Raw genomic sequence first — 23,019 nt, 5'->3', positions numbered from 1 at the left:
AAAGGACCGCTCGCATGAGCACCAGCACCTCCCTGAACGCAGCCCGTCGGAGCGCCGATCTGGCCGCGCTGGAGGCCGGCCCCCGAGTCGACGTCCTGGTCGTCGGAGGGGGCGTGACCGGTGCCGGCGTGGCCCTGGACGCCGTCTCCCGCGGGTTGTCCACCGTGCTCGTCGAACGCCACGACCTGGCCTTCGGCACCAGCCGGTGGAGTTCGAAACTGGTGCACGGCGGTCTGCGCTACCTCGCCAGGGGACAGATCGGCATCGCCTACGAGAGCGCCCGCGAACGCGACGTCCTCATGCGGGTCACCGCCCCCCACCTGGTGCGGGCCCTGCCGATGGTCGTCCCCGTCCACCGCGACCTCGGCGGGCCGAGGGGCGGACTGCTCGCCCGCGCCGGCATGGGCCTGGGCGACGTGCTCCGCCGCCTCGCCGGCACCCCCGACTCCGTGCTGCCCCGACCTCGCCTGCTCGACGCCCGCCGCACCCGGCGACTGCTGCCCGGGGTGGACCCCGAAGGACTGCTCGGCGGCGTCCTGTCCTTCGACGGCCAGCTCATCGACGACGCCCGCCTCGTCCTGGCGCTGGCACGCACCGCCGCGGGCCTGGGCGCCCGCGTCATCACCCGCTGCTCGGCCGAGAACGTCACCGCCGACGGCGTCGTCCTGCGCGACGAGATCACCGGCCGTCTGGTGCCCCTGCGGCCACGCGCCGTCGTCAACGCCACCGGCGTCCACGCCGACCACCTCGACCCCGGCATCCGGCTCAGCCCCAGCAGGGGAAGCCACCTGGTGCTCGACGGCGCTGTCCTGGGGCACCCCAAGGTGGCGCTCACCGTCCCGGTGGAGGGCGGCACCGCCCGGTTCGTGTTCGCCCTGCCCCAACCGGACGGGCGGATCTTCCTCGGACTGACCGACGAACCCGTGGAGGGGCCCGCGCCCCGGGTCCCCGAGGTCCCGGTGCGGGACGTCGACTTCCTGCTGGAACAGGTCAACCGGGCCCTGCGGGTCCCGCTCCGCCGCGAGGACGTCATCGGCGCGTTCGCGGGACTGCGCCCCCTCCTGCACGGCGACGGCGTCAGCTCCGACCTGTCCCGCGAGCACTCCGTGACGGTCGCCCCCAACGGCATGGTCACCGTCGTCGGCGGCAAACTCACCACCTACCGGGCGATGGCGGAGAAGGCCGTGGACACCGTGGTCGACCGGCACCGGATGCCCGCGGGTCCCTGCCGGACCCGCTCCCTGCCCCTGGTCGGCGCCGCGTCCAGGGAGGGGCTCGACGCCCTGGCGGCACCGCGACGGCTGGTCGCCCGCTACGGGACCGAGGCGCTCGCCGTCCTGGCCGAGGCCGACGACGACCCGACCCTGTCGGAGCCGATCGCCGCCGGCGTCACCGGGGCGGAACTCCGGTTCGGGGTCCGTCACGAGGGAGCCCTGGACGTGGACGACCTACTGGCCCGGCGCACCCGTATCGCCTTGGTGGACGAAGACAGGGCGAAGGCGGAGAAGGCGGCCGAGGCGGCGCTGGCGGCGTCGGTCTGACGGGCGCGGACCGGAGGGGGCGGCGGCCTCCGGAGGGGTTCCCGGTGACGCCGGAGGAACGCGCCACACCGACATCCCCTGTCCCAGGGAGGTCGGATCGCGTATGGTCATACCGGTCCCGCGCCGCCCCGTCCCCCGCGGCGATCCGGACACTCCCGCAGCCGCCCCCTCCCACGGTTCGCCTGCCCACTGAGCCGCCCCGCCGAAGGAGTCATCCATGCCCTCACTCGTTGCCGTGCCCGCCCTGGCCGAGGCCGAGGACAGCGTCCTCACGGGTGTTCCGGACGAGTACCGGCACTACTTCAACGGGCGCCCGCCGGTGCCCTTCACCAAACGCCACTGGGAGTTCTCCGGCGAGCCCGCGAGCATCCCCCTGGCCCGCGCCTTCCTGGACACCTGCGCGGCCACCCGCGACAGCGACTTCCGCTACGTGTTCGCGCTGCTGGGCACGGAGCTGGCGACCAACGCGATCCGGCACAGCAGGTCGGGGGAGGAGGGGCAGACCTTCGTCCTGCGGGTGGCGCGCAACGTCACCGGGCTGACCCTGGTCTGCCGCGACAACGGGACACCCGCCCGGTCCCTGGGCGGCGGGGACGGGCCGCTGGTCCCGGTGCCGCCCACGGGAGACCGGCTCACCGCGGAGAACGGCCGCGGCCTGGCCCTCGTCGACAGCTTCGCCACCACCTGGGGCGACAACGGCCATCCCAGCATCCGCAAGGTGTGGTTCCACCTGGCCTACGACATGACCGGCAGTTCCTGGCCCGCCGCCTGAACCGGTACCGGTCGTCCCACGGCTCCCGTTCGTCCCTCCGAGCCCGTCCACCGCGCCCGTCCCACCCGACCCCGGTCCCCCACCGGGGTCTTGTCATGTCCGTCCACGACATGGGAACATACCGGCCAGTAGGTCGGGTGTGACGCATATCACCGCAAGGCGCGATCGGGTCGCGTCCACCCGCCGCGCCCCCGCATCCGCCGTCGAAAGCGATCCCCCGACCACGAGCCGCGTCCCCCGCGGCCCGACCACGAGGAGCCGACACCCTTGGACTCCACCATCGCCACGATCGCGCTGCCCGCCGCGCTGGCCATCATCATGCTGGGCCTGGGCCTCAGCCTGACCGTCGCGGACTTCACCCGACTGATCCGGGTCCCGGGCACCGTGGCGCTCATCCTCGGTTGCCAGATCATCCTGCTGCCGCTGATCTGCTTCGGTCTGGTCCTGCTCTTCCAGCCGCCGCCCGCCCTCGCGGTCGGCATGATGCTGCTGGCCGCCTCGCCCGGCGGCACCACCGCGAGCCTGTACAGCCACCTGTTCCGCGGCAACGTCGCCCTCAACATCTCGCTGACGGCGCTCAACTCCCTCACTGCGATGGTGACCCTGCCGCTCATCACCAACCTGTCGCTGGCCTACTTCATGAGCGACGGCGACACCCTCGGCCTTCAGGCGGACAAGGTCCTCCAGGTCTTCGCGATCATCCTCATCCCCGTCGCCATCGGCATGCTCATCAGGGCGAAGGCGGAGCCCTTCGCCCTGCGCATGGAGAAGCCCGTCAAGATCGCCTCGGTGTTCGTGCTGTTCGGCGTCATCGCCGTCGCCGTCTACCAGGAGCTGGACAACATCGGCGATTACATCGTGTCGGTGGGCCTCATGGTGTTGCTGTTCAACATCGCCGGCCTCGTCATCGGCTACTGGGCGCCGCGCCTGATCGGCACCGGCCGCCCCGAGTCCATCGCGTCCTGCATGGAGATCGGGCTGCACAACACCACGCTGTCCCTGGCCATCGCCCTCAGCCCGGCGCTGCTCAACAGCACGGAGATCGCCATCCCCTCCGCGGTCTACGGCGTGCTCATGTTCTTCACCGCCGCCGCCACGGGGGCCCTCCTGGCCCGCCGCTCCGCCCGGGAGGACCTCGTGCGGGAGGGCGCGAACTGACCGGACCGCACCCTCACCGGTCCGCGTGAGGGGGGTCCGCGCCGTCGGCCCGGGAGCGACCCGCCCCGCCCTCCCGGGCCGCGAGCGTCCCCGCCCGGGAGGGGAGGAGCCGGGTCAGGCTGAGTCGGGCGTGCACACGCGCCGCGGGGATCACCGCCCAACGCGGCGGCAACAGCCCGAGGGCGATCTCCACCGAGGTCGCGAGCACGGCCGTGGCCGGGTCGGCCACCCGCATCCATCAGGAACCGCGTGTCCCCCGGCGACGCCCACCAGAACGGATACCGGAGGGCGCTCACCGGCACCAGCGCGACGCACGGGCCGAGCAGACCGAAGGAGGCGCCGAGCGGGGCGGGCACGGGGAGCCGACGGGCGAGGCGCGGGGTCGAGGGCCACCGACGACCCCGACCAGGACTTCGAGGACCTGTCCGGGGACCCGGTCGAGGCGCTCGCCCGATGGCGCGCCGAGGTCGAGCGCTCACGGGAGATCACGGCGGCCTCCTCGCTCGACGACCTCGGGGCCGACGCCGTTCACGGCGGACCCGCGCAACCGCGGGTCGTCCTGGTGAAGCCGATCGGCGAGTACGCCCGCCACGACGGCCACGCGGGCCTGTTGCGCGAACGCATCGACGGCGCGACCGGGTGCTGACACGACCGGGTGTCGGCCGATTCCGGCCCGGGTGTGACCGGCTTCGGTCCCGCTGCGGACGACGAGGGGACGAAAAAGGTATCTTCGGTGCCTTGATCGGGAAAGACGACCTCATCGGAATCGTCGGAGTCAGCCCGCCGGAAGGAGGGGCCACGTGCCCTCCCAGAGCCGCACACCCCTGATACGTCCGGTCCCGGGCGTCTACGTCCGCAACGTCCTCCAGAGTTGCGGCGGGCACTTCGCCGTGGCCTGGGCCGAAGCCGAGCCCTTGCCCGCCGGGGCCCCGGACGGGTTCGTCTTCGTCGCCGCCGTCCCCCCTCACGGGCCCCGCGGTGAACGGATGCCCGGCGAGCTCGTCGCGGCCTTCGCCGACGGCGTCCGGTCGGCCTGGTCGGAGGGGACCGCGACGCCACCGTTGGAAGCCCTCGTGCGACTGGTCGACGCCCGCTGGCACGGTGAGGACTCCACTCCGCGGGCCTTCCGCTCGACGGGGGAGATGGCCGCACTGGAACTCTCCCGCTGCGTCGCCGAGGACCGGCCCCCGCGGCCGGTCCTGTACAGCCGCCGAGAACCCTTCCTACCCTGGGAACGAGGCCTGATCGTGCGGGCCGGGTGACCGGTCGGCACCGGACCGGACTCCGGGCCGGGGGCGGGGCCACACCCCGCCGTTACGCGCTGGACGGTGCGGTCGCCCTGGGCCACCTGTTCCCGCCCGGGTCGTTCCCCGTCGGGTCCGTCTCCGCCCCGCGTTCTGGGTGCCGTACCCCTGGCGCTGGCCGCCGACCGGGTGAGGACACGACCCCGGCACGGGGTGTACCTGCTGGTCGCGGTGCTGATCCTGGTCTCCGTCGGCGGCCGGAGCCGTGCGGTGGCTTCCCCGAGCAGGCCGACGAATCCTCTCAAGGACAACCTGTCGGTGTCGGTCGGTCGGTGGGTCGGACCTGCCGGAGAAGCCACCGCACATCCTCACAGTCAGTCGTCGTCCTTCTCGTCCTTGTCGTCGCGGGTGAGGGTGTCCACCGCGACGGCGACGCTGATCGCCAGGGCCGGGTCGCCGCCGATGTCGGACCGGTGGGTGTTGACGTCCACCGCGTAGGTGTCGCGGACGCGGAACCACGTGCGGGAGATGTGCGCGACGGTGCCGTGCTCGTCGGAGATCACGTACTCCTTGCCGAAGAAGTCGCCGGTGACCTCCCAGTCGGGGGCGTCCTCCATCTCCACGATGAGCTTCTCCTTGAGGGGGTCGAAGAAGCGCTCGCGCACGGTGGCCACGGTCCTGCCGTCGCGCTCGATGCGCATCTGGTCGCGCACCTTGAACAGCTTGCGGCGGATGGTGGTGAGGACGTTGCCCTCGATGTCCTGTAGTTCGAAGGTCGTGCGGATGCGCAGGGCCTTGCCGTCGACGAGGTAGACCTTGCGGTCGTTCTCGTCGGTGACCCAGTAGTCGTCACCGATGTCGAAGACGCGTTCGCGTACCAGGAATTTCATGTGTCCAAACTAGGTCGCGCGGACCGGGCGCACCAGAGGGACCGGGTCCCCTGTGGACAACGGGTCTCAGCGGCTCGGACGGGGTTCCAGAGCACGCGGGGCGCCCACCAGGGGGCCGCTTCCGGCGTGGCCCCGGCCTCGTCCGGCGGGCGCGCGGAACGGGGCGTCCTCCCCCAGGGGCACTTCCACGCCGCTCGCGCTCCACGCCCCCGCCTCCGGGGCTTCGACACCGGCCTCGGCGGACTCGTCGTGGGGTCCGCCCGCGCTCGCCTCGTGCGCCGACATCGCCGCGTCCGACACCGGGACGGCCGGGCCCGGGCGCGCCTCACCGCCGTGGACCGGAGCGGCCATCACCGTCCTCGGCCTCGCCGCCATGGTCGCCGTCACCCGGTCACCCGGTCACCCGGCGGGATCGGGCACCGAACGTCATCGAGAGGGGGCACGATAGGACTGCACCGCGAACGGAAGGGCATACATGAGCTGGCACACCCGCCCCATGGCCGCACTGGACTTCGAGTCCACCGGGCTGGACGTCTCCACCGACCGGATCGTCACCGCCGCACTGTGGCTGATCGATCCGACCGCCCGGACCAAGGAGGCCCGGACCTGGTTGGCCGACCCGGGTGTGGAGATCCCCGAGGAGGCGACCGCCATCCACGGCATCACCACGGCCCAGGCCCGGGAACACGGTCGGCCGGCGGTGCAGGTCGTCACCGAGATCGCCGCCGCCCTGGAGAAGCTCGGCGCCGACGGGGTCCCGGTGGTGGTCTACAACGCCCCCTACGACCTGGGTCTGCTCTCCGCCGAACTGGACCGCCACGGACTGTCCACCGGCTTCCTGGCGGACCTGCGGGTCATCGACCCCCTGGTGCTCGACAAGCACACCGACCCCTACCGGCGGGGCGGCCGAAGGCTCATCGACGTGTGCGCCCACCACGGCGTGTCCCTGGACGAACGGCAGGCGCACGGGGCCGCGGCCGACGCGCTGGCCGCCGCCCGGCTGGCCTGGCGGATCGGAACGGCCCACGAGGAGCTCACCGCCCTGGACCTGGACGCGCTGCACACCGCCCAGGTCGGCTGGAAGGCCGAACAGGCCGCGTCCTTCCAGGCCTACCTGCGCCGTGGCCGCGACCCGGAGGCGGTCATCGACGGGAGCTGGCCCATCGCCGCGGGCTGAACCGGCCACCGCCCCTCGGGGGTGTCACCGGTCGCCGGCCCGCAGCCCCGGTAGCCGCGCGTACGCGTAGCGGATGTGCTCCTCCACCAGGTCCGCCGCGCGTTCGCCTCGGCCCGCCTCGATGGCCTCCAGGAGATCCCGGTGGTGTCCGCGCAGCACCTCTGCCAGGTCCGCCCAGTCCTCGGCGCCGCGGAAACCGGAGAGGACCTGCTGTTTCATCGACTCGCGGATGGCGATGGTCATGTCCGAGACCAGCCGGTTCCCGGCGGCCTCGGCGATCGCCACGTGGAAACGGGTGTCGAACTCGTTGAACTCCTCGCGGGTGAGGGTCACGTCGTCCATGGCGTCCAACGGGGCGCGCATCCGCGCCAGGTGCCCGGCGTCGGCCTCGCGTGCGGCCAGGGCCGCGCTGGTGCGTTCGAGCATCACCCGCGCCTCGATGACGTCCACCAGCGGGAAGCTGGTCAGCGCCACGTGCAGGCGCAGCATCCGGGTGAGCGCGCCGCTGGGCATCGCGGTGACCACGGTGCCGGCGCCCTTTCCGGAACCGACCGAGGACCGGACCACCCCGTGCGCCTCCAGGGTCCGTACGGCCTCGCGCACGGCGGCGCGGCTGACCTCCAGCCAGGCGGCGAGTTCGCGTTCCGGGGGCAGGTGGTCGCCCACCTTGAGCGCCCCGCCGATGATCTGCTCCTCGACGCGGTCGACCACGAGCTCGTAGGCACGGCTTCGGGAGACCGGCCGCCAGGAAGGTTCCGCGGGGAGCGGATCACCCGTACTCGACTCGTTCACGGCGCAGGCCCTCCGCTTTCCCCTCGTCGCCTCACGGTGCCGTCATCCTACGGTCCGCTTCCCGTGGCGCCCCATCGGCGACTCCCGCGCACCTGCCCGCCCCCTCGGGTGCGGGGCCGCAGGGCCCCGGTGCGCCCCGTCCGCCGCGTGTCCGGGGGAGGAACGGGCCCGGAAACACGAAAGGCGCCCCGAAGGACGCCGTCTCGCCTGGTCAGCGAGGTGAATTCGCTGGTCCGTCTTGTGTGCCCCCTGCAGGATTCGAACCTGCGCACACGGCTCCGGAGGCCGTTGCTCTATCCCCTGAGCTAAGGGGGCTGGCTTGCGTGAACAACTGTAGCAGGGGCTCTGCGCGCTTCGTCCACTCGTTTGCGGGGTGCCGCGGATCGGCGGATTCCGGTGGTGCCCCCTCCCCCGCAGCGGTAGTGTCGCGCCGTGAACGCCTCGCCAGCACGGGTTCTCGTCGTCGAGGACGACGACGTGATCCGGGAACTGATCCGCCTCAACCTCGAACTGGAGGGGTTCGAGGTGTTCACAGCCGTGGACGGCCAGGACTGCCTCGACCGGATCGGCTACATCGATCCGCACGTCATCACCCTCGACGTGATGATGCCCCGGCTGGACGGCTGGACCACCGCCGAGCGACTGCGCTCCGAGGAGCACACGCGGACCCTGCCCATCGTGCTGGTCACCGCCCGCACCCAGGAGGAGGACGTGCGACGCGGCGAGCGGATCGGTGTGGACGCCTACGTCACCAAGCCGTTCGACCCGGACGCGCTCATCGACGTCATCCGCGATCTGCTCGACCGCGGGGGGCGTGTGTGACCCCCGCCGATCTGGAGGTGGTCCTCCGGGAGACGGCGGCCCGTGTCTTCGACCTGCCCGTCGAGCGGGTCCCCTTCGTGTGGCCGCGCGGAGACCAGGCCGCCGAGGGCGCCGACGCGGCGAGCGCGCTGGCCCCCCGCATGGTGGGGCTGCTGGGCGACCGCATGCCCGAAGGGACGGACCGACCGCCCCGGCGGGTGGCCGAACGGCTCGTCGACGGACTGGCGGAGCTGCGCGACCGGGGACGGTTCCCCTGCGCCGGGCTGCGCGCCGACGACCGGGGCTTCGTGAATCTCACGCTGGGCGCCCACCAGCGTGAGGAACTGCTGCGGGCCGCCGCCGACGGACCGCGCTTCCTCACCGGGCGGGCGTGGGACGGGGCGGGGGAGTGGCCGCGCACCGGACTGCACGAGGCCGGGCCGGTGGCCCAGGCCCGCCGGTGGGCGCGGGCCGACGCGCGCGCCCGCGTCGCCCTGGCCGTGGGCGGCCAGGCCCCGCCCCCCGGCCCTCACGGTGAGGTCTCCTGGCGCGACCCCTATCTGGACGGGGGACGCGACGGGCTGTTCACCCCGGCGGCGAAGGCGTTGGGCGCGATCGGTGAGGACGGCGCCCGTATCGCGTTCTGCCGGTCCGTCCCCGAACGCCCGCGTGAGACCGAGACCACCGGCCGGGATCTGCCGGTGCTGCCGTCGGCCGAGTACCCCGGTGCCTGGGCCCGTCTCACCGACGCCAACCCCGCCTTCCGGTTGCGCTACGCCCACGCGCACGCGCTGTCCCGGGTGCGGTGGGTCGGAGAGGGCGGGCCCCGGCACGAGGCGTGCGAACGGCACACCGCGCCCGTGCGCCGGTCCCTGGTCGACGGCCCCAGCGCGCTGGACGGGGCCGCCCGCCGAGAGGAACCCCATATCCTGGTCCGATACCTGGAAACGCTGGCCGGTGCCTACGATGAGTGGCGGACATGTCCCTCCGCGGCCACCGCGCCGGCGGAGCACACCACCGCCGACCCGACGTTGCCGTCCGCGGTGGCCGGGATCCTCCGCACCGGGCTGTTCCTGCTCGGGGTGTCCGCGCCCACAAGGTTGTGACACCACCATTCCGGGCTCTCGCCGTGACCCACGCCCGGACATCGCGCCGCCCGGTGGGACGAACCCGCCCCCTGCGTTCCGATCGGACGAGTGGACAATGGGGAGGGGTGCCGTCCCTCCAGCCACGCCCTTCCAGCCGAAAGCCCGTTATGAGCCGCTACGCCCACCCTGCCGGATCCCGTCACGCGGAGATCCTTCCCGAGGACAACCCGCCGCTGCCGCCCGAGGACCTCAACTCCCTCGACCCGCGGGTGTGGCCCGCCACCGCACGCCGCCAGGACGGCGAACTGATGGTGGGCGGCATCGGTGTGCGCGAACTCGTCACCACGTACGAGACGCCCCTGTTCGTCATGGACGAGGAGGACTTCCGGGCGCGGGCCCGCGACTACGCGACCGCCTTCGCCGGCTCCGACGTCTACTACGCGGGCAAGGCCCTGCTGACCAAGGCGGTCGCCCGCTGGGTGATCGAGGAGGGGCTCAAGCTGGACGTCTGCTCGGGCGGCGAACTGGCCGTGGCGCTGGCCGCGGGGGTGCCCCCCGAGAGCATCGGCATGCACGGCAACAACAAGTCCGAGCGCGAGCTCCACCGCGCGGTCGAGGTCGGGGTCGGCCGGATCATCATCGACTCCTTCGACGAGATCGAGCGCCTGGAGCGCATCGCCGCCTCCCTGGACCGGACCCCCTCGGTGCTGATCCGCGTCACCACCGGTGTGGAGGCCCACACCCACGAGTTCGTCGCCACCGCCCACGACGACCAGAAGTTCGGGTTCGCGCTGAGCACCGGCGCCGCCGCCGAGGCGGTCCGCCGCGTGCTGGAGGCGTCCCACCTGGAACTGGTCGGTCTGCACTCGCACATCGGCTCCCAGATCTTCGACACCTCCGGTTTCGAGGTGGCCGCCCGCCGGGTGACCCGCTTCCTCACGGGGATCCACCACGACCTGGGCATCACCCTCGCGGAGCTGGACCTGGGCGGCGGCCTGGGCATCGCCTACGTTTCCGGCGACACCCCGCTGGACCCCAAGACCATCGCCGACGGCCTCACCTCGATCGTGCGACGCGAGTGCGAGGAGGCCGGCCTGCCGGTGCCGCGCATCGCCGTCGAGCCGGGCCGCGCCATCGCCGGTCCGCCCGGGATCACCGTCTACGAGGTCGGTACGGTCAAGGACGTCGAGGGCATCCGCACCTACGTCAGCGTCGACGGCGGGATGAGCGACAACATCCGCACCGCCCTGTACGGCTCGGAGTACACCGGCCGCCTGGTGTCGCGGGAGAGCGACGCCGAACCGATGCTGTCCCGGCTGGTGGGCAAGCACTGCGAGAGCGGCGACATCATCGTGCACGACCTGTACCTGCCCGCCGACCTGCGTCCCGGCGACCTGGTCGCGGTCGCGGCCACCGGCGCCTACTGCCTTTCCATGGCGAGTAACTACAACCATCTGCCGCGACCGGCCATGGTCGCGGTCCGGGACGGTGCCGCCCGCGTGATCGTGCGTCGGGAGACGGAGGAGGACCTCCTCCGCCTGGACGTCGGCTGACCGGTCCGCGAGTACGACGAAAGACGTCAAGAGGACACGAGAGAACTGGGAGTCACGCCCAAATGGCGATGAAGGTGGCGCTGCTCGGATGCGGCGTTGTGGGTTCGCAAGTCGTTCACCTGGTCGACGAGCAGTCCGAGGAGCTGGCCGCACGGATCGGCACGCCGATCGAGATCGGCGGAATCGCGGTGCGGCGCATCGACCGCGCCCGCGGTGTCGATCCGTCGCTGCTGACCACCGACGCCATGGCCCTGGTCACCCGGCCCGACATCGACGTCGTCGTCGAGGTCATCGGGGGGATCGAACCGGCCCGTTCGCTGATCCTGGCGGCGATCGGCGCGGGCAAGTCCGTGGTCACGGCGAACAAGGCGCTGCTGGCCGAGGACGGACAGACACTGCACGCCGCCGCCCGCGAGGCCGGCGTCGACCTGTACTACGAGGCGTCCGTCGCGGGCGCCATCCCGTTGCTGCGCCCGTTGCGCGACTCGCTCGCCGGCGACCGCGTCAACCGGGTGCTGGGCATCGTCAACGGCACCACGAACTACATCCTCGACCGGATGGACTCCCAGGGGGCCGGGTTCACCGAGTCCCTGGAGGAGGCCCAGGCCCTGGGGTACGCCGAGGCCGACCCGACCGCCGACGTCGAGGGCTTCGACGCCGCCGCCAAGGCCGCGATCCTGGCCCGGTTGGCCTTCCACACCCAGCGTGTGACGGCGGCCGACGTGCACCGCGAGGGCATCACGGGGGTGACCGCCGCCGACATCGCCAGCGCGAAGGCGATGGGCTGCGTGGTCAAACTCCTGGCGATCTGCCAGCGTTCGGAGGACGACAAGTCGGTGGGCGTGCGCGTCCACCCGGTGATGCTGCCGGTCGAGCACCCGCTGGCGAGCGTCAAGGAGGCCTACAACGCGGTGTTCGTCGAGGCCGCGTCGGCGGGTCGGCTGATGTTCTACGGCGCCGGTGCCGGCGGCACCCCGACCGCGAGCGCGGTCCTGGGCGACATGGTGGCGGTGGCGCGCAACCGCCTGGCCGGCACCTCGGTGGCCGAAGGAGGACACGACACCGGTCTGGCGGTCCACGACATGGGCGAGACCATCACCAGCTACCACGTGGCGCTGGACGTGGCCGACCGGCCGGGTGTGCTCTCCAAGGTCGCCGAGATCTTCGCCCGGCACCAGGTGTCCATCAAGAACGTCCGCCAGGAGGGACGCGGTGAGGACGCCCAGCTCGTGTTGGTCAGCCACCCCGCGCCGGACGCCGCGCTCAGCCGTACGGTCGACGACCTGAGGGGCCACGACATGGTCCGTGAGGTCGCCAGCGTCATGCGCGTGGAGACCTTCTCGGACTGACCCGGCCCGGGGCCCGGGGCGGGACGCGATGCCCGCCCCGGGCCCCGGCACACCGAGTTCATCTCGAAATATGAGACGCAAGGATCGCGATTCGAGATAACTTCGGGCGGGTCATAGACTCGTACCAGGTGAGGACGCCGACCCCGGTGTCGGAAGGTCCCACCTTTCCATCGCGCGTCAAGCGGAATCGCATCCACCCGAAAGGGACACAGTCGTGAGCATGGCACGGGCGTGGCGAGGCATCGTCGAGGAGTACCGCGACCGCCTCCCCGTCAACGAGAGCACCCCCGTCGTCACCCTTCAGGAGGGCGGCACGCCCCTGCTGCCCGCCACGCGCGTATCCGAGCTCACCGGATGCGAGGTCTTCCTCAAGGTCGAGGGCCTCAACCCCACCGGTTCCTTCAAGGACCGGGGTATGACGATGGCCATCACCAAGGCCGCCGAGGACGGCGCCAAGGCCGTCATCTGCGCCTCCACCGGCAACACCAGCGCCAGCGCCGCCGCCTACGCCATCCGCGCCGGCATGACCTGCGCGGTCCTGGTGCCCCAGGGCAAGATCGCCATGGGCAAGCTCGCCCAGGCCCTCGTGCACGGCGCCCGCCTGCTCCAGGTCGACGGCAACTTCGACGACTGCCTCGAACTCGCCCGCAAGCTCAGCGTCGATTACCCGGTCGCCCTGGTCAACTCGGTCAACCCCTACCGCCTCCAGGGACAGAAGACCGCCGCCTTCGAGATCGTCGACGCCCTCGGGGACGCCCCGGACGTGCACTGCATCCCCGTCGGCAACGCCGGCAACATCTCCGCCTACTGGATGGGCTACACCGAGTACCACCGGGACGGGATCTCCACCCGCAACCCCCGTATGCTCGGCTTCCAGGCCAGCGGATCCGCCCCGATCGTCAACGGCGCCCCGGTCACCCACCCGAGCACCATCGCCACGGCCATCCGCATCGGCAACCCGGCCTCCTGGAAGCTCGCCGAACAGGCGCGCGACGAGTCCGGTGGGATCATCGACAAGGTCACCGACCGCCAGATCATGGCCGCCTACCGGCTCCTGGCCGCCGAGGAGGGCGTGTTCGTCGAACTGGCCTCCGCCGCCTCCGTCGCCGGCCTGCTCCAGGCCGTCGAGGCCGGACAGGTCGAGCGCGGCAGCCGGATCGTGTGCACCGTCACCGGCAACGGCCTCAAGGACCCCGACTGGGCTCTGGCGGGCGCCTCCTCGGCCACCACCGTCCCGGTGGACGCCTCGGCCGCGGCCCGCGCCCTCGACCTGGCCTGAGGGCCCTCCCGCGGGGGCGCCCGCACGCCCCGGGAGAGCCCCGGCCCACCGTGAACACGGAAGAAGATCCCCACCATGACCCCACCGCGCCCCGACCGGGTGTCCGTCCGGGCACCCGCCACCAGCGCCAACCTGGGCCCGGGCTTCGACGCGCTCGGACTCGCGCTGTCCCTGTACAACGACTTCGACGTCGTCCTGCGCGACGACGACGAACTCCGGGTGGAGGTGAGCGGTGAGGGCGCCGGCGACGTTCCCACCGACCACCGCCACCTCGTCGTCCGGTCCATGGCCACGGCCTTCGAGCGGGCCGGGGAGGAACTCCCCGGTCTCACGCTCACCTGCGCCAACGGCATCCCGCACGCGCGGGGTCTCGGTTCGTCCTCGTCGGCGATCGTCGGCGGCGTCACCGCGGCGGCCGTCCTGCTCGGGCGCGCCGCGCCCGACGGCGACCTCGACCGCGACTGGATCTACCAGGTCGCCGCCGACATCGAGGGGCACCCCGACAACGTCGCCCCGTGCGTCTTCGGCGGATACACCATCGCCTACCGCGACGGTGAGCGCTGGGGCGCCGCGGCCCTCGACCCGGACGCCCGCCTGATGCCGGTGCTCTGCGTCCCCGAGTGGCGGCTGTCCACCGAACGGGCCCGCGGGCTGTTGCCCGAGACGGTCTCCCACGCCGACGCCGCCTTCAACGCCGGCCGCGCCGCCCTCATGACCGCGGCCGTTTGTGGCCATCCCGAAACCCTGTACGCGGCCACCCGGGATCGGCTACACGAGGCCTATCGCGCCCCCGCCATGCCGAGGACCCTTGAGCTCATCCGTGACCTGCGTGACCAGCGGGGATTGCCCGCCGTGGTCTCCGGGGCGGGCCCCACGGTCCTCGTGCTGTGCTCTGTGGCCGAAGGGAGGGCCGAGGTCGATTCGCCGGAAATCGTCGGGGCGATTGATTCAATCCGTCGGAGTACGGGTAATGATTGGGACATACGCCCCCTGCCCGTCGAGCAGGTGGGGGTGCGGTCCCCATCTCCCCATCCGTAGCACCATGTGTCGAGGAATAGCCGTGGCCTCCGGTGATGTTAGGCTAGGTGAAGCACCAGATGCCCCGTTGCGGGGTGCGTGCTCATCCGCCACAGCGGCCTTCGCATCCCATACTCCGGTGGTCCGGTCCCACGACCGTCCGGAAGCGGTGGCCGATGTGTCGATTCCGCGGTCTGCCCGCGACTGTGCCGAAGTCTCCGTTGTCCGCTCCTCCACCCCGGATGAGCGTGCCGCCACGGTCGACCGGTATCACCACCGAGCCATCCGCCCCGACGTCTGGCTGTACCCAGAGCCCGCCGCGATCGGGTAGGGGACCGTCTTCTCGCCGGTTTCCGACATCCACGTGGGGCACGCCCTACCCGGCCCAGCCGGTTCGCACCACCGGGCCGGCCGCTCCAGCACCCGCTGACGGCCGAAGCCCGCTCCTTGGGAAGGACCCTTAGTGAGCGACACCACCGAACTCCACACGGACGCGGCGGTCGACAGCAAGAACAGCACCGGCGCATCCGGAGCGGAGGTCGGCGACACCTCGGCCACGGGCACGTCGCCGGCCCGGTCCCGCGCTGCGGCGCGCGGCACCGGTCTCGCCGCCTTGAAGCTCCCCGAGCTGCAAAAGCTCGCGTCGAGCCTGGGTATCACCGGCACGGGGCGTATGCGCAAGAGCGACGTCATCGCCGCCATCGAGACCAAGCAGGGCGGACCCGTCGGCGGCCCCGCCAAGACCAAATCCGTGAAGAAGGCCGACACCGTGCCCGAGGCCGGTAAGGTCGAGGCAACCGACAGCCGGTCCCAGGAGCCGTCGGGCTCGGACGAGGCGCGTTCACGCGCCGCCGACCGGTCGTCGGACCAGGCCGTGACCGACTCTCAGGGGCGGGGCGAGAAGGCGTCCCGTGGCCGGCGTTCCTCCCGCAGGCGCGGAGAAGAGGCCGGCGACCAGCCCCGATCGGTGGACGGCGCCGAATCCTCTACCTCCGCGAGCAGCGTGACCAAGACATCCAGCACCCCCCAGAAGACCGGCTCCGACACCTCCGAGGACCGCGAAGGCCGGTCCGGGCAGGGTCGCGAGCGTCAGCGCAACCGTCGTAACCGCAACCGCGACGACCAGGGCACCGGCTCCGCCCCGCAGCAGCAGGGCGGTGGCCAGCAGCAGGGTCGTGGTGGAGGCAACCCCGACGACGACGAGTTCGGCGGACGCCGCCGTGGTCGCCGTCGGGACCGTCGGGACCGGCGCGGTGGACGCGGTGGCCAGGAACCCGAACCGGTGATCGGCGAGGACGACGTCCTGCTGCCGGTCGCGGGCATCCTCGACATCCTGGACAACTACGCCTTCGTCCGCACCACCGGCTACCTGCCCGGCTCCAGCGACGTCTACGTCTCCCTGGCCCAGGTGCGCAAGCACGGTCTGCGCAAGGGCGACCACATCATCGGCGCGGTCCGCCAGCCCCGTGACAACGAGCGCAAGGAGAAGTTCAACGCCCTGGTCCGCCTGGACTCGGTCAACGGCATGTCGCCCGACCAGGCCCGGGGCCGTCAGGAGTTCTCCAAGCTCGTCCCGCTGTACCCGCAGGAGCGTCTGCGCCTGGAGACCGAATCGAGTGTGCTGACCACGCGCATCATCGACCTGGTCGCCCCGATCGGCAAGGGCCAGCGCGGCCTGATCGTCTCGCCGCCCAAGGCCGGTAAGACGATGGTGATGCAGGCGATCGCCAACGCCATCACCGAGAACAACCCCGAGTGCTACCTGATGGTGATCCTCGTGGACGAACGTCCCGAAGAGGTCACCGACATGCAGCGCACGGTCAAGGGCGAGGTCATCCACTCGACCTTCGACCGCCCGGCCGAGGACCACACGGTCGTCGCCGACCTGGCCATCGAGCGGGCCAAGCGCCTCGTCGAGATGGGCATGGACGTCGTCGTCCTGCTGGACTCCATCACCCGTCTGGGCCGCGCCTACAACCTGGCCGCCCCGGCCAGCGGGCGCATCATGTCCGGTGGTGTGGACTCCACGGCGCTGTACCCGCCCAAGCGCTTCTTCGGCGCCGCCCGCAACATCGAGGGCGGCGGCTCCCTCACCATCCTGGCGACCGCGCTGGTGGAGACCGGCTCGCGCGCCGACGAGGTGATCTTCGAGGAGTTCAAGGGCACCGGCAACATGGAGCTCAAGCTCAGCCGCTCCCTCGCCGACAAGCGCATCTTCCCGGCCGTCGACGTGGACGCCTCCAGCACCCGCAAGGAGGAGATCCTCATGTCGCAGGAGGAACTCAGCGTGGTCTGGAAGCTGCGTCGGGTCCTGCACGCGCTCGACACCCAGCAGGCCATCGAGCTGCTCCTGGACAAGATGAAGCAGTCCAAGAGCAACGCCGAGTTCCTGCTCCAGGTGCAGAAGACCACCTGATCGGGTGACCGTGACACGGCGGCCCCTTCCCCACGCGGGGGAGGGGCCGCCGTTCGTCGTCGGGGGTCGGTGCCGTTCCGTCCCGTCCCGCTGCGGCGGGTGCCGCGCCACCTCCGACAGGGGGCCGCCCGTCTCTTCGCCGAACGGGCGGAAGCGGACGTGCGGGTGCGCGATCGCGCACGACCGCGATGTGAACGCGGTCGGGACGCCGGGAACCGTCGGTCCGACGCCGTACCCGCGCGGATCCGACCCGCGCCGCACCGCGAGGGGGCCGAAACGGGGGGAGGGAATAGACACCGGTCACGGCACGGTTGTGGTTCTGGCAAACTGGTACCGGGGATACGGCCCGCCCTCCTCCATGAGGACCCGCCGCCCCTTACCTGGATCGCCGCGACACCGGTTCGCGCATGCCCGTGACGACGCCCCACCAGCGCGGTGGTGCGTCCGGCGTGCGTCCGGCGGTCGCGCCTCAACAAGGAGACACACCATGAAGGCCGACATCCACCCCGAGTACGTCGCCACCGAGGTGACCTGCACCTGCGGTGCCCACTTCGTCACCCACAGCACGGTGGCCGACGGCAAGATCCGCGCCGAGGTGTGCTCCGAGTGCCACCCGTTCTACACCGGCAAGCAGAAGATCCTCGACACCGGTGGCCGGGTCGCCCGCTTCGAGAAGCGCTTCGGCAAGCGCACCAAGTAGCGGCGCCCGCTCCTTCCCGTGGCGCCGGAGCACCGGCGCCACGGGACCCACGGCCCCCTCGGGGGGCGACAGGCAGGCGAGGCACGCGAATCAAGACGGGGTGGCACAAGTGAAGCTGGACGACCTCCTGGGGGAGTACTACGAGCTGGAACAGCAGCTCGCCGACCCGGAGGTGCACGCCGACCAGAGCCGGGCGCGCACACTGGGCAAGCGCTACGCGCAGCTCACCCCCATCATCGAGACCTACCGCGCGCTCAAGGAGACCGAGAGCGACATCGAGGCCGCTCACGAACTCGCCGCCGAGGACTCCTCCTTCGCGGAGGAGGCCGAACGCCTCACCCGGGACGCCGAACGCCTCACCGACCGGCTGCGCTTCCTGCTCGTCCCGCGCGACCCCGCCGACGACAAGAACCTCATCATGGAGGTCAAGGCCGGTGAGGGCGGCGAGGAGTCGGCCCTGTTCGCCGCCGACCTGGTCCGCATGTACCTGCGTTACGCCGAACGCCAGGGCTGGAAGACCGAGGTCATCGACACCACGCTCTCCGACCTGGGCGGCTACAAGGACATCACCATCGCCTTCAAGAACAAGGGCACCCCCGGGCCGGGGGCCGGCGTCTGGCCGATGCTCAAGTTCGAAGGCGGTGTGCACCGGGTGCAGCGCGTCCCCGTGACCGAGTCGCAGGGCCGCATCCACACTTCCGCCGCCGGCGTGCTGGTGGTCCCCGAGGCCGAGGACATCGAGGTCGAGATCCACGAGAAGGATCTGCGCATCGACGTCTACCGCTCCTCCGGGCCCGGCGGCCAGAGCGTCAACACCACCGACTCGGCCGTGCGCATCACCCACCTGCCCACCGGCATCGTGGCCTCCTGCCAGAACGAGAAGAGCCAGCTCCAGAACAAGGAGCAGGCCATGCGCATCCTGCGGTCCCGCATCTACGCCGAGGCCCAGGCCAGCGCGGACGCCGAGGCCGCGGCCGAGCGCAAGAGCCAGGTCCGCACCGTGGACCGCTCCGAGCGCGTGCGCACCTACAATTTCCCGGAGAACCGCATCTCCGACCACCGGGTCGGCTACAAGGCCTACAACCTCGACCATGTCCTCGACGGGGAACTGGACGGCGTCATCAAGGCCCTCGTGGACGCGGACACCAAGGAGAGGCTCGAAGCGGCCCAGGGATCATGAACCTTCTTCTCGACGAGGTCGCCCGCGCGACACTGAGACTCGCGGAGGCGGGCGTCGCATCGCCTCGCACGGACGCCGAAGAACTCGCGGCGTTCGTGCACGGTGTCCGTCGAGGGGAATTGCACACGGTCGCCGACACCGACTTCGACGCCCGGTACTGGGAGTGCGTCTCCCGGCGTGAGGCCCGCGAACCGCTCCAGCACATCACCGGTCGCGCCTACTTCCGCTACCTGGAACTCCAGGTCGGGCCGGGCGTGTTCGTCCCCCGGCCGGAGACCGAGATCATGGTCGACTGGGCGATCGAGACCCTGCGCGCCATGGACGTCGCCGACCCGCTGGTCGTCGACCTGGGCGCCGGCTCCGGCGCCATCGCCATCTCCATCGCCCAGGAGGTGCCGCGTTCGCGCGTGCACACCGTGGAGATCGACCCGGTGGCCCTGGAGTGGACCCGGCGCAACATCGACGCCAGCGGCCACGCCGACCGGGTCACCCCGCACCGGGGCGACATGCGCACCGCGCTGCCCGAGCTCAACGGCCGGGTCGACCTGCTCATCAGCAACCCCCCCTACGTGCCCATCCGGGAGGCCGACGCCATCCCCCCCGAGGTGCGCAACTACGACCCCGCCCCCGCCCTCTGGTCGGGCGAGGACGGTCTGGACATGATCCGTGACCTGGAGGCGGTCGGCCGCAGGCTGCTGCGTCCCGGCGGTGCCATGGCCGTCGAACACCACGACGGCCAGGGCATCGACATCCCCTGGCTCTTCCCCGAGGACAAGGGATGGCGCGACGTCCTCAACCGCAAGGACCTGGCCCGCCGCGACCGCTTCGTGGTCATGCGTCGGGCCGACCACGAGGACTGACGGCCCCGGTGGTCACGACCCGCCCCGGACCGGCGCAGCCCGGTCGACTTGTTCGAGAACGAGGTGAACGCACGTGAGCCGCATCTACGACTGCGCGGACGAGACCGCCCGCAAGGACGGCATCGCCGACGCCGCGTCCGCGGTGCGCCGAGGTGAACTGGTGGTGCTGCCCACCGACACCGTGTACGGCATCGGCGCCGACGCCTTCAGCCCCAAGTCGGTGGCGAACCTGCTGGCCACCAAGGGCCGGGGCCGAGAGATGCCCCCGCCCGTGCTGGTCGGCTCGACCCGCGCGGCGATGGCGCTCATCGACGAACTGGGCGACCACGGCCGCGACCTGATGGACGAGTTCTGGCCCGGCCCGCTCACCCTGGTCTGCGCCGCCACCCCGAGCCTCTCCTGGGACCTGGGCGACACCAAGGGCACCGTCGCGGTGCGCATGCCGATGGACCCGGTCGCCCTGGACCTGCTCAAGGAGACCGGCCCGATGGCGGTCAGCAGCGCCAACAAGTCAGGGAGCCCCGCCGCCACCAAGGTGGCCGAGGCCATCGAACAGCTCGGCGAGGAGGACATCGCCGTCTACCTCGACGGCGGTGCCACCGAGTCCTCGGTGCCCTCCACCATCGTCGACCTCACCTACGCGGTGCCGCGCGTACTGCGCAGCGGTGCCATCCCCATCGAGCGGTTGCGCGAGGTGTGCGGCACCGTCATCGGCGAACTGCGCAAGGGGCCGGGGCGCCCGGTCGGCCCGCGGACCGATTCCGCCGCGACCGCGGCGCCGACCGACCCCGGCGCGACCGCCCCGGATCCGGCCGAGGCCGCGGAGCCGACCGCCGAGACCCCCCACAACGACCGCGACTAGGTCCTGTCCCGCGGGTGCCCCCGTCGCGAGGGGAACGCCGTCGGCCGCAGGCCGTTCGCCGAGGGCCGTGGAGGGCGACGGGCGTGCCGGGGCGTCGCGCGGCAGGGCGGGCGTCCACGGGACACGATCTAGCCGACCAGAGGACAGAAGGGCCAGGCAGTGCGGGAGTACGCGCTCACCTTCGTCATCGCCGCGGCGGTGACCTACCTGCTCGTTCCGCTGGTGCGCAAGTTCGCCATCGCCTTCGGCGCCACGCCGCCGGTGCGCGATCGCGACGTGCACACCGAACCCATTCCCCGGTTGGGCGGGCTGGCCATCTACGGCGGGTTCGCCGTCGCGTTGCTGCTCTCGGCCCAGTTGCCGCATCTGCAGAACGTGTTCGTCGCCGACACCTGGATCGGCCTGCTCCTGGCCGGCGGCCTCATCACCGTCATCGGTGTCATCGACGACCGGTGGGGAATGGGGCCCGTCAGCAAGCTCGCCGGACAGGTCGCGGCAGCCGGGATCCTCGTCGCCAAGGGCGTGCAGTTGCTGTGGCTGCCGCTGCCCGGCACCCAGCTCTCGCTCGGCCCCTGGCTGGGCGCGCTGGTGTCGGTACTGCTCATCGTGGTGACCATCAACGCGGTGAACTTCGCCGACGGGCTGGACGGGCTGGCCGCCGGCATCGTGGGCATCTCGGCCTTCGCCTTCTTCGCCTACTACTACGTGGTCGCCGTGGAGCAGGGGTTCGTCCGCCAGTCGTACCCGGCGATGATCGCGATCATCCTCGCCGGGACCTGTGTCGGATTCCTCTGCCACAACTTCCACCCGGCCAAGGTGTTCATGGGCGACACCGGGTCCATGCTGCTCGGCCTGCTGCTCACCTCCATCACCATCACGGTCACCGGCCAGTTCGACGCCAACACCGCCCGCGAGGAGTTCAACTCGGGCCTGGTGGTGTTCCTCCCCATCGCGCTGCCGCTGCTGGTCATCGCGTTGCCGCTGGCCGACCTGGTGCTGGCGGTGCTGCGCCGCACCCTGGCGGGCAAGTCCCCGTTCGCCCCGGACCGGGGACACCTGCACCACCGCCTCCTCGACATGGGGCACAGCCACGTGCGCGCGGTGCTGCTGATGTACCTGTGGGCGGGGATCGTGGCGTTCGCCGCGGTGGCGCTGTCGGTGTTCGACTCCGCCGTGGTGGTGCTGACGGTGACCGCCCTGGTGGCGGTCTGCGCGGTCGGGCTCATCGCCCTGCCCCGGTTGCGGCGGCGTGGCCTGCTGCCCTGGGGTCGCGCCCGCGCGGTCCGTGCGAACGATGGTGTGAAACCGTGAGAAGCCTGTGACCGGCCTCGGGGTCCGGGTCCCTTTCGGTCGGTGTCACGAGAGGACCGGAAGGGGCCTCAGTGGCGGCCGAGGCGGGTGTGGCCAAGGTGACACAAGGCCCGAAGATCCCCCGGAGCGGGCGTTTCTCAAGGCGTTAAGGTCGCGTTAAGGAACCCCCGGATCCAGCACCGAAATCCTTGTGATAGCTTTCACGAGCAGGCAACCACTGAACCTCACGGAGCTTTTCTGATGCAGGAACACGACGCCCGGACCCTCCGCGGCGCCGCGATTCCAACGGCGCTCGTCGGCGTGGTCGCGTTGATCGCGGGTTTCGCCGTAGCCGGGATCCAGGGACTCCTCGGCGCCCTCTTCGGGGTCGCCTTGGTGATCGGCGCGTTCGCCAGTTCGGCGTTCGTCATCTCCTGGACCGGCGGCCGACGTCCGGATCTCCTCCTCCCGGTCGCCCTCCTCGTCTACACGACCAAGTTCGGCATCCTGCTGGCCGTCCTCATGGTCTTCCGGGGCACCGAGGCCCTGGACACCAGGGTCTTCGGCTGGACGGCGCTGGCCTGCGTCATCGCGTGGTTGGCGGCTCAGTCCGTGGCGGTCAAGCGGAGCAGGCAGCCGACCATCGTCCCCGCGAGCGAGGGCGGATCCGAGTCCGAGGACAGTGAGGCGCACCGGTGAACCCGTTGACGCGGGGCGGTGTGCCGAGTCTGATCACCTACTGCTATCTTCCGGAGCGAGAGCATGAGTCGGACGAGTGCGAAGAACGACGAACGGTCGTCCAACGCCAACGCCACCGCTCTCATCTCGTACCTGCTGGGAGGGCTCGCCTTCTGGGGCGCCGTGGGTTGGGCCGTGGATCGGGCGCTGGGCTTCTCCGGCCTCTTCCTCCCCATCGGTCTCGGCGTGGGTCTGGTGGGCTCGATCTACCTCATCTACGCCCAGTACGTCCGTTCCTGACCGAACACTCGGGTGCGTCCGCCCCCGCCGTGGGCAGGGGCGTCCCGACCAGAGAACCAAGGATTGAGTTGC

General features: G+C 71.5%; 24 protein-coding genes and 1 tRNA gene. 20 read left to right on the top strand and 5 right to left on the bottom strand.

Annotated features, from left to right (window positions below; all coding sequences use genetic code 11):
* Positions 1-14: 14 nt before the first annotated feature.
* From RM479_RS04785 to RM479_RS04775, 3 genes are all read left to right on the top strand, one after another.
* Entirely contained in the window at positions 15-1,541 is a 1,527-nt protein-coding gene (locus tag RM479_RS04785; RefSeq protein WP_311510507.1) for a glycerol-3-phosphate dehydrogenase/oxidase, read from the top strand.
* Between the two features lie 217 nt (positions 1,542-1,758).
* A complete protein-coding gene (locus tag RM479_RS04780; RefSeq protein WP_274809122.1) occupies positions 1,759-2,313 on the top strand; it encodes an ATP-binding protein in 555 nt (184 codons plus the stop codon).
* A gap of 267 nt (positions 2,314-2,580) precedes the next feature.
* Positions 2,581-3,471 carry a bile acid:sodium symporter family protein gene (locus RM479_RS04775; protein WP_311510506.1) on the top strand — a complete coding sequence of 297 codons (891 nt, stop codon included), beginning with the start codon at positions 2,581-2,583 and terminating at the stop codon, positions 3,469-3,471.
* A gap of 13 nt (positions 3,472-3,484) precedes the next feature.
* On the opposite strand, the gene RM479_RS04770 is transcribed toward RM479_RS04775, so the two are convergent.
* Positions 3,485-3,700 carry a hypothetical protein gene (locus RM479_RS04770; protein ID WP_311510736.1) on the bottom strand — a complete coding sequence of 72 codons (216 nt, stop codon included), beginning with the start codon at positions 3,698-3,700 and terminating at the stop codon, positions 3,485-3,487.
* Here RM479_RS04770 and RM479_RS04765 point away from each other — a divergent pair.
* Both RM479_RS04765 and RM479_RS04760 read left to right on the top strand, forming a co-directional pair.
* A complete protein-coding gene (locus tag RM479_RS04765) occupies positions 3,602-4,117 on the top strand; it encodes a mycothiol transferase (protein ID WP_311510505.1) in 516 nt (171 codons plus the stop codon). The genes RM479_RS04770 and RM479_RS04765 overlap by 99 nt on opposite strands.
* A 154-nt stretch (positions 4,118-4,271) precedes the next feature.
* The gene (locus tag RM479_RS04760) at positions 4,272-4,733 is read left to right on the top strand and encodes a hypothetical protein (RefSeq protein WP_311510504.1); all 462 of its coding nucleotides are present in this window, start codon (positions 4,272-4,274) and stop codon (positions 4,731-4,733) included.
* Positions 4,734-5,089: 356 nt separating this feature from the next.
* On the opposite strand, the gene RM479_RS04755 is transcribed toward RM479_RS04760, so the two are convergent.
* A complete protein-coding gene (locus RM479_RS04755) occupies positions 5,090-5,605 on the bottom strand; it encodes an LURP-one-related/scramblase family protein (RefSeq protein ID WP_311510503.1) in 516 nt (171 codons plus the stop codon).
* Between the two features lie 66 nt (positions 5,606-5,671).
* On the bottom strand, positions 5,672-5,956 hold the full coding sequence (locus RM479_RS04750) for a hypothetical protein (RefSeq protein ID WP_311510502.1): 285 nt from the start codon (positions 5,954-5,956) through the stop codon (positions 5,672-5,674).
* A 124-nt stretch (positions 5,957-6,080) separates the two neighbouring features.
* Between RM479_RS04750 and RM479_RS04745 the strand changes: the two genes are divergently transcribed.
* Positions 6,081-6,782: an exonuclease domain-containing protein gene (locus RM479_RS04745; protein ID WP_274809111.1), complete on the top strand. Its 702-nt coding sequence runs from the start codon at positions 6,081-6,083 to the stop codon at positions 6,780-6,782.
* Between the two features lie 24 nt (positions 6,783-6,806).
* On the opposite strand, the gene RM479_RS04740 is transcribed toward RM479_RS04745, so the two are convergent.
* Together RM479_RS04740 and RM479_RS04735 are read right to left on the bottom strand one after the other, a co-directional pair.
* On the bottom strand, positions 6,807-7,574 hold the full coding sequence (locus tag RM479_RS04740; RefSeq protein ID WP_311510501.1) for a FadR/GntR family transcriptional regulator: 768 nt from the start codon (positions 7,572-7,574) through the stop codon (positions 6,807-6,809).
* Between the two features lie 243 nt (positions 7,575-7,817).
* Positions 7,818-7,889, bottom strand: a tRNA-Arg gene (locus RM479_RS04735).
* Between the two features lie 117 nt (positions 7,890-8,006).
* Between RM479_RS04735 and RM479_RS04730 the strand changes: the two genes are divergently transcribed.
* From RM479_RS04730 to RM479_RS04665, 14 genes are all read left to right on the top strand, one after another.
* Positions 8,007-8,396, top strand: a complete 390-nt coding sequence (locus tag RM479_RS04730) for a response regulator (RefSeq protein WP_311510500.1) — start codon at positions 8,007-8,009, stop codon at positions 8,394-8,396.
* Positions 8,393-9,481, top strand: a complete 1,089-nt coding sequence (locus RM479_RS04725) for a DALR anticodon-binding domain-containing protein (RefSeq protein WP_311510499.1) — start codon at positions 8,393-8,395, stop codon at positions 9,479-9,481. Before RM479_RS04730 ends, RM479_RS04725 begins: the two co-directional genes overlap by 4 nt.
* 149 nt (positions 9,482-9,630) lie before the next feature.
* On the top strand, positions 9,631-11,016 hold the full coding sequence (lysA, locus tag RM479_RS04720) for a diaminopimelate decarboxylase (RefSeq protein ID WP_311510498.1): 1,386 nt from the start codon (positions 9,631-9,633) through the stop codon (positions 11,014-11,016).
* A 62-nt stretch (positions 11,017-11,078) separates the two neighbouring features.
* Positions 11,079-12,365: a homoserine dehydrogenase gene (locus RM479_RS04715; protein ID WP_274812570.1), complete on the top strand. Its 1,287-nt coding sequence runs from the start codon at positions 11,079-11,081 to the stop codon at positions 12,363-12,365.
* 220 nt (positions 12,366-12,585) lie between these two features.
* Positions 12,586-13,644 (top strand): threonine synthase, encoded by a 1,059-nt coding sequence (thrC, locus tag RM479_RS04710; RefSeq protein ID WP_311510497.1) that lies wholly within the window; start codon positions 12,586-12,588, stop codon positions 13,642-13,644.
* A 75-nt stretch (positions 13,645-13,719) separates the two neighbouring features.
* Positions 13,720-14,682 (top strand): homoserine kinase, encoded by a 963-nt coding sequence (gene thrB, locus RM479_RS04705; RefSeq protein ID WP_311510496.1) that lies wholly within the window; start codon positions 13,720-13,722, stop codon positions 14,680-14,682.
* 442 nt (positions 14,683-15,124) lie between these two features.
* Entirely contained in the window at positions 15,125-17,077 is a 1,953-nt protein-coding gene (gene rho, locus RM479_RS04700) for a transcription termination factor Rho (protein ID WP_274812574.1), read from the top strand.
* 487 nt (positions 17,078-17,564) lie between these two features.
* Positions 17,565-17,777: a 50S ribosomal protein L31 gene (gene rpmE, locus RM479_RS04695; RefSeq protein ID WP_311510495.1), complete on the top strand. Its 213-nt coding sequence runs from the start codon at positions 17,565-17,567 to the stop codon at positions 17,775-17,777.
* Between the two features lie 109 nt (positions 17,778-17,886).
* Complete coding sequence (gene prfA / locus RM479_RS04690; RefSeq protein ID WP_274812633.1) at positions 17,887-18,957, top strand: peptide chain release factor 1; 1,071 nt, start codon at positions 17,887-17,889, stop codon at positions 18,955-18,957.
* Positions 18,954-19,817, top strand: a complete 864-nt coding sequence (gene prmC, locus RM479_RS04685; protein ID WP_311510494.1) for a peptide chain release factor N(5)-glutamine methyltransferase — start codon at positions 18,954-18,956, stop codon at positions 19,815-19,817. Before prfA ends, prmC begins: the two co-directional genes overlap by 4 nt.
* Positions 19,818-19,890: 73 nt before the next feature.
* Complete coding sequence (locus tag RM479_RS04680) at positions 19,891-20,679, top strand: L-threonylcarbamoyladenylate synthase (protein WP_311510493.1); 789 nt, start codon at positions 19,891-19,893, stop codon at positions 20,677-20,679.
* Between the two features lie 159 nt (positions 20,680-20,838).
* Positions 20,839-21,990 carry an MraY family glycosyltransferase gene (locus RM479_RS04675; protein WP_274812578.1) on the top strand — a complete coding sequence of 384 codons (1,152 nt, stop codon included), beginning with the start codon at positions 20,839-20,841 and terminating at the stop codon, positions 21,988-21,990.
* A gap of 240 nt (positions 21,991-22,230) precedes the next feature.
* Positions 22,231-22,668 (top strand): hypothetical protein, encoded by a 438-nt coding sequence (locus RM479_RS04670; protein WP_274812579.1) that lies wholly within the window; start codon positions 22,231-22,233, stop codon positions 22,666-22,668.
* Positions 22,669-22,731: 63 nt separating this feature from the next.
* Entirely contained in the window at positions 22,732-22,947 is a 216-nt protein-coding gene (locus RM479_RS04665; RefSeq protein ID WP_274812580.1) for a hypothetical protein, read from the top strand.
* Positions 22,948-23,019: the final 72 nt, after the last annotated feature.

The sequence above is a fragment of the Nocardiopsis lambiniae genome (genome assembly GCF_031845465.1).
In the GTDB taxonomy this organism is placed as follows: domain Bacteria; phylum Actinomycetota; class Actinomycetes; order Streptosporangiales; family Streptosporangiaceae; genus Nocardiopsis; species Nocardiopsis lambiniae.
Note: the sequence above shows the minus strand (reverse complement) of the source record. Positions and strands in the feature narration are given on the sequence as shown.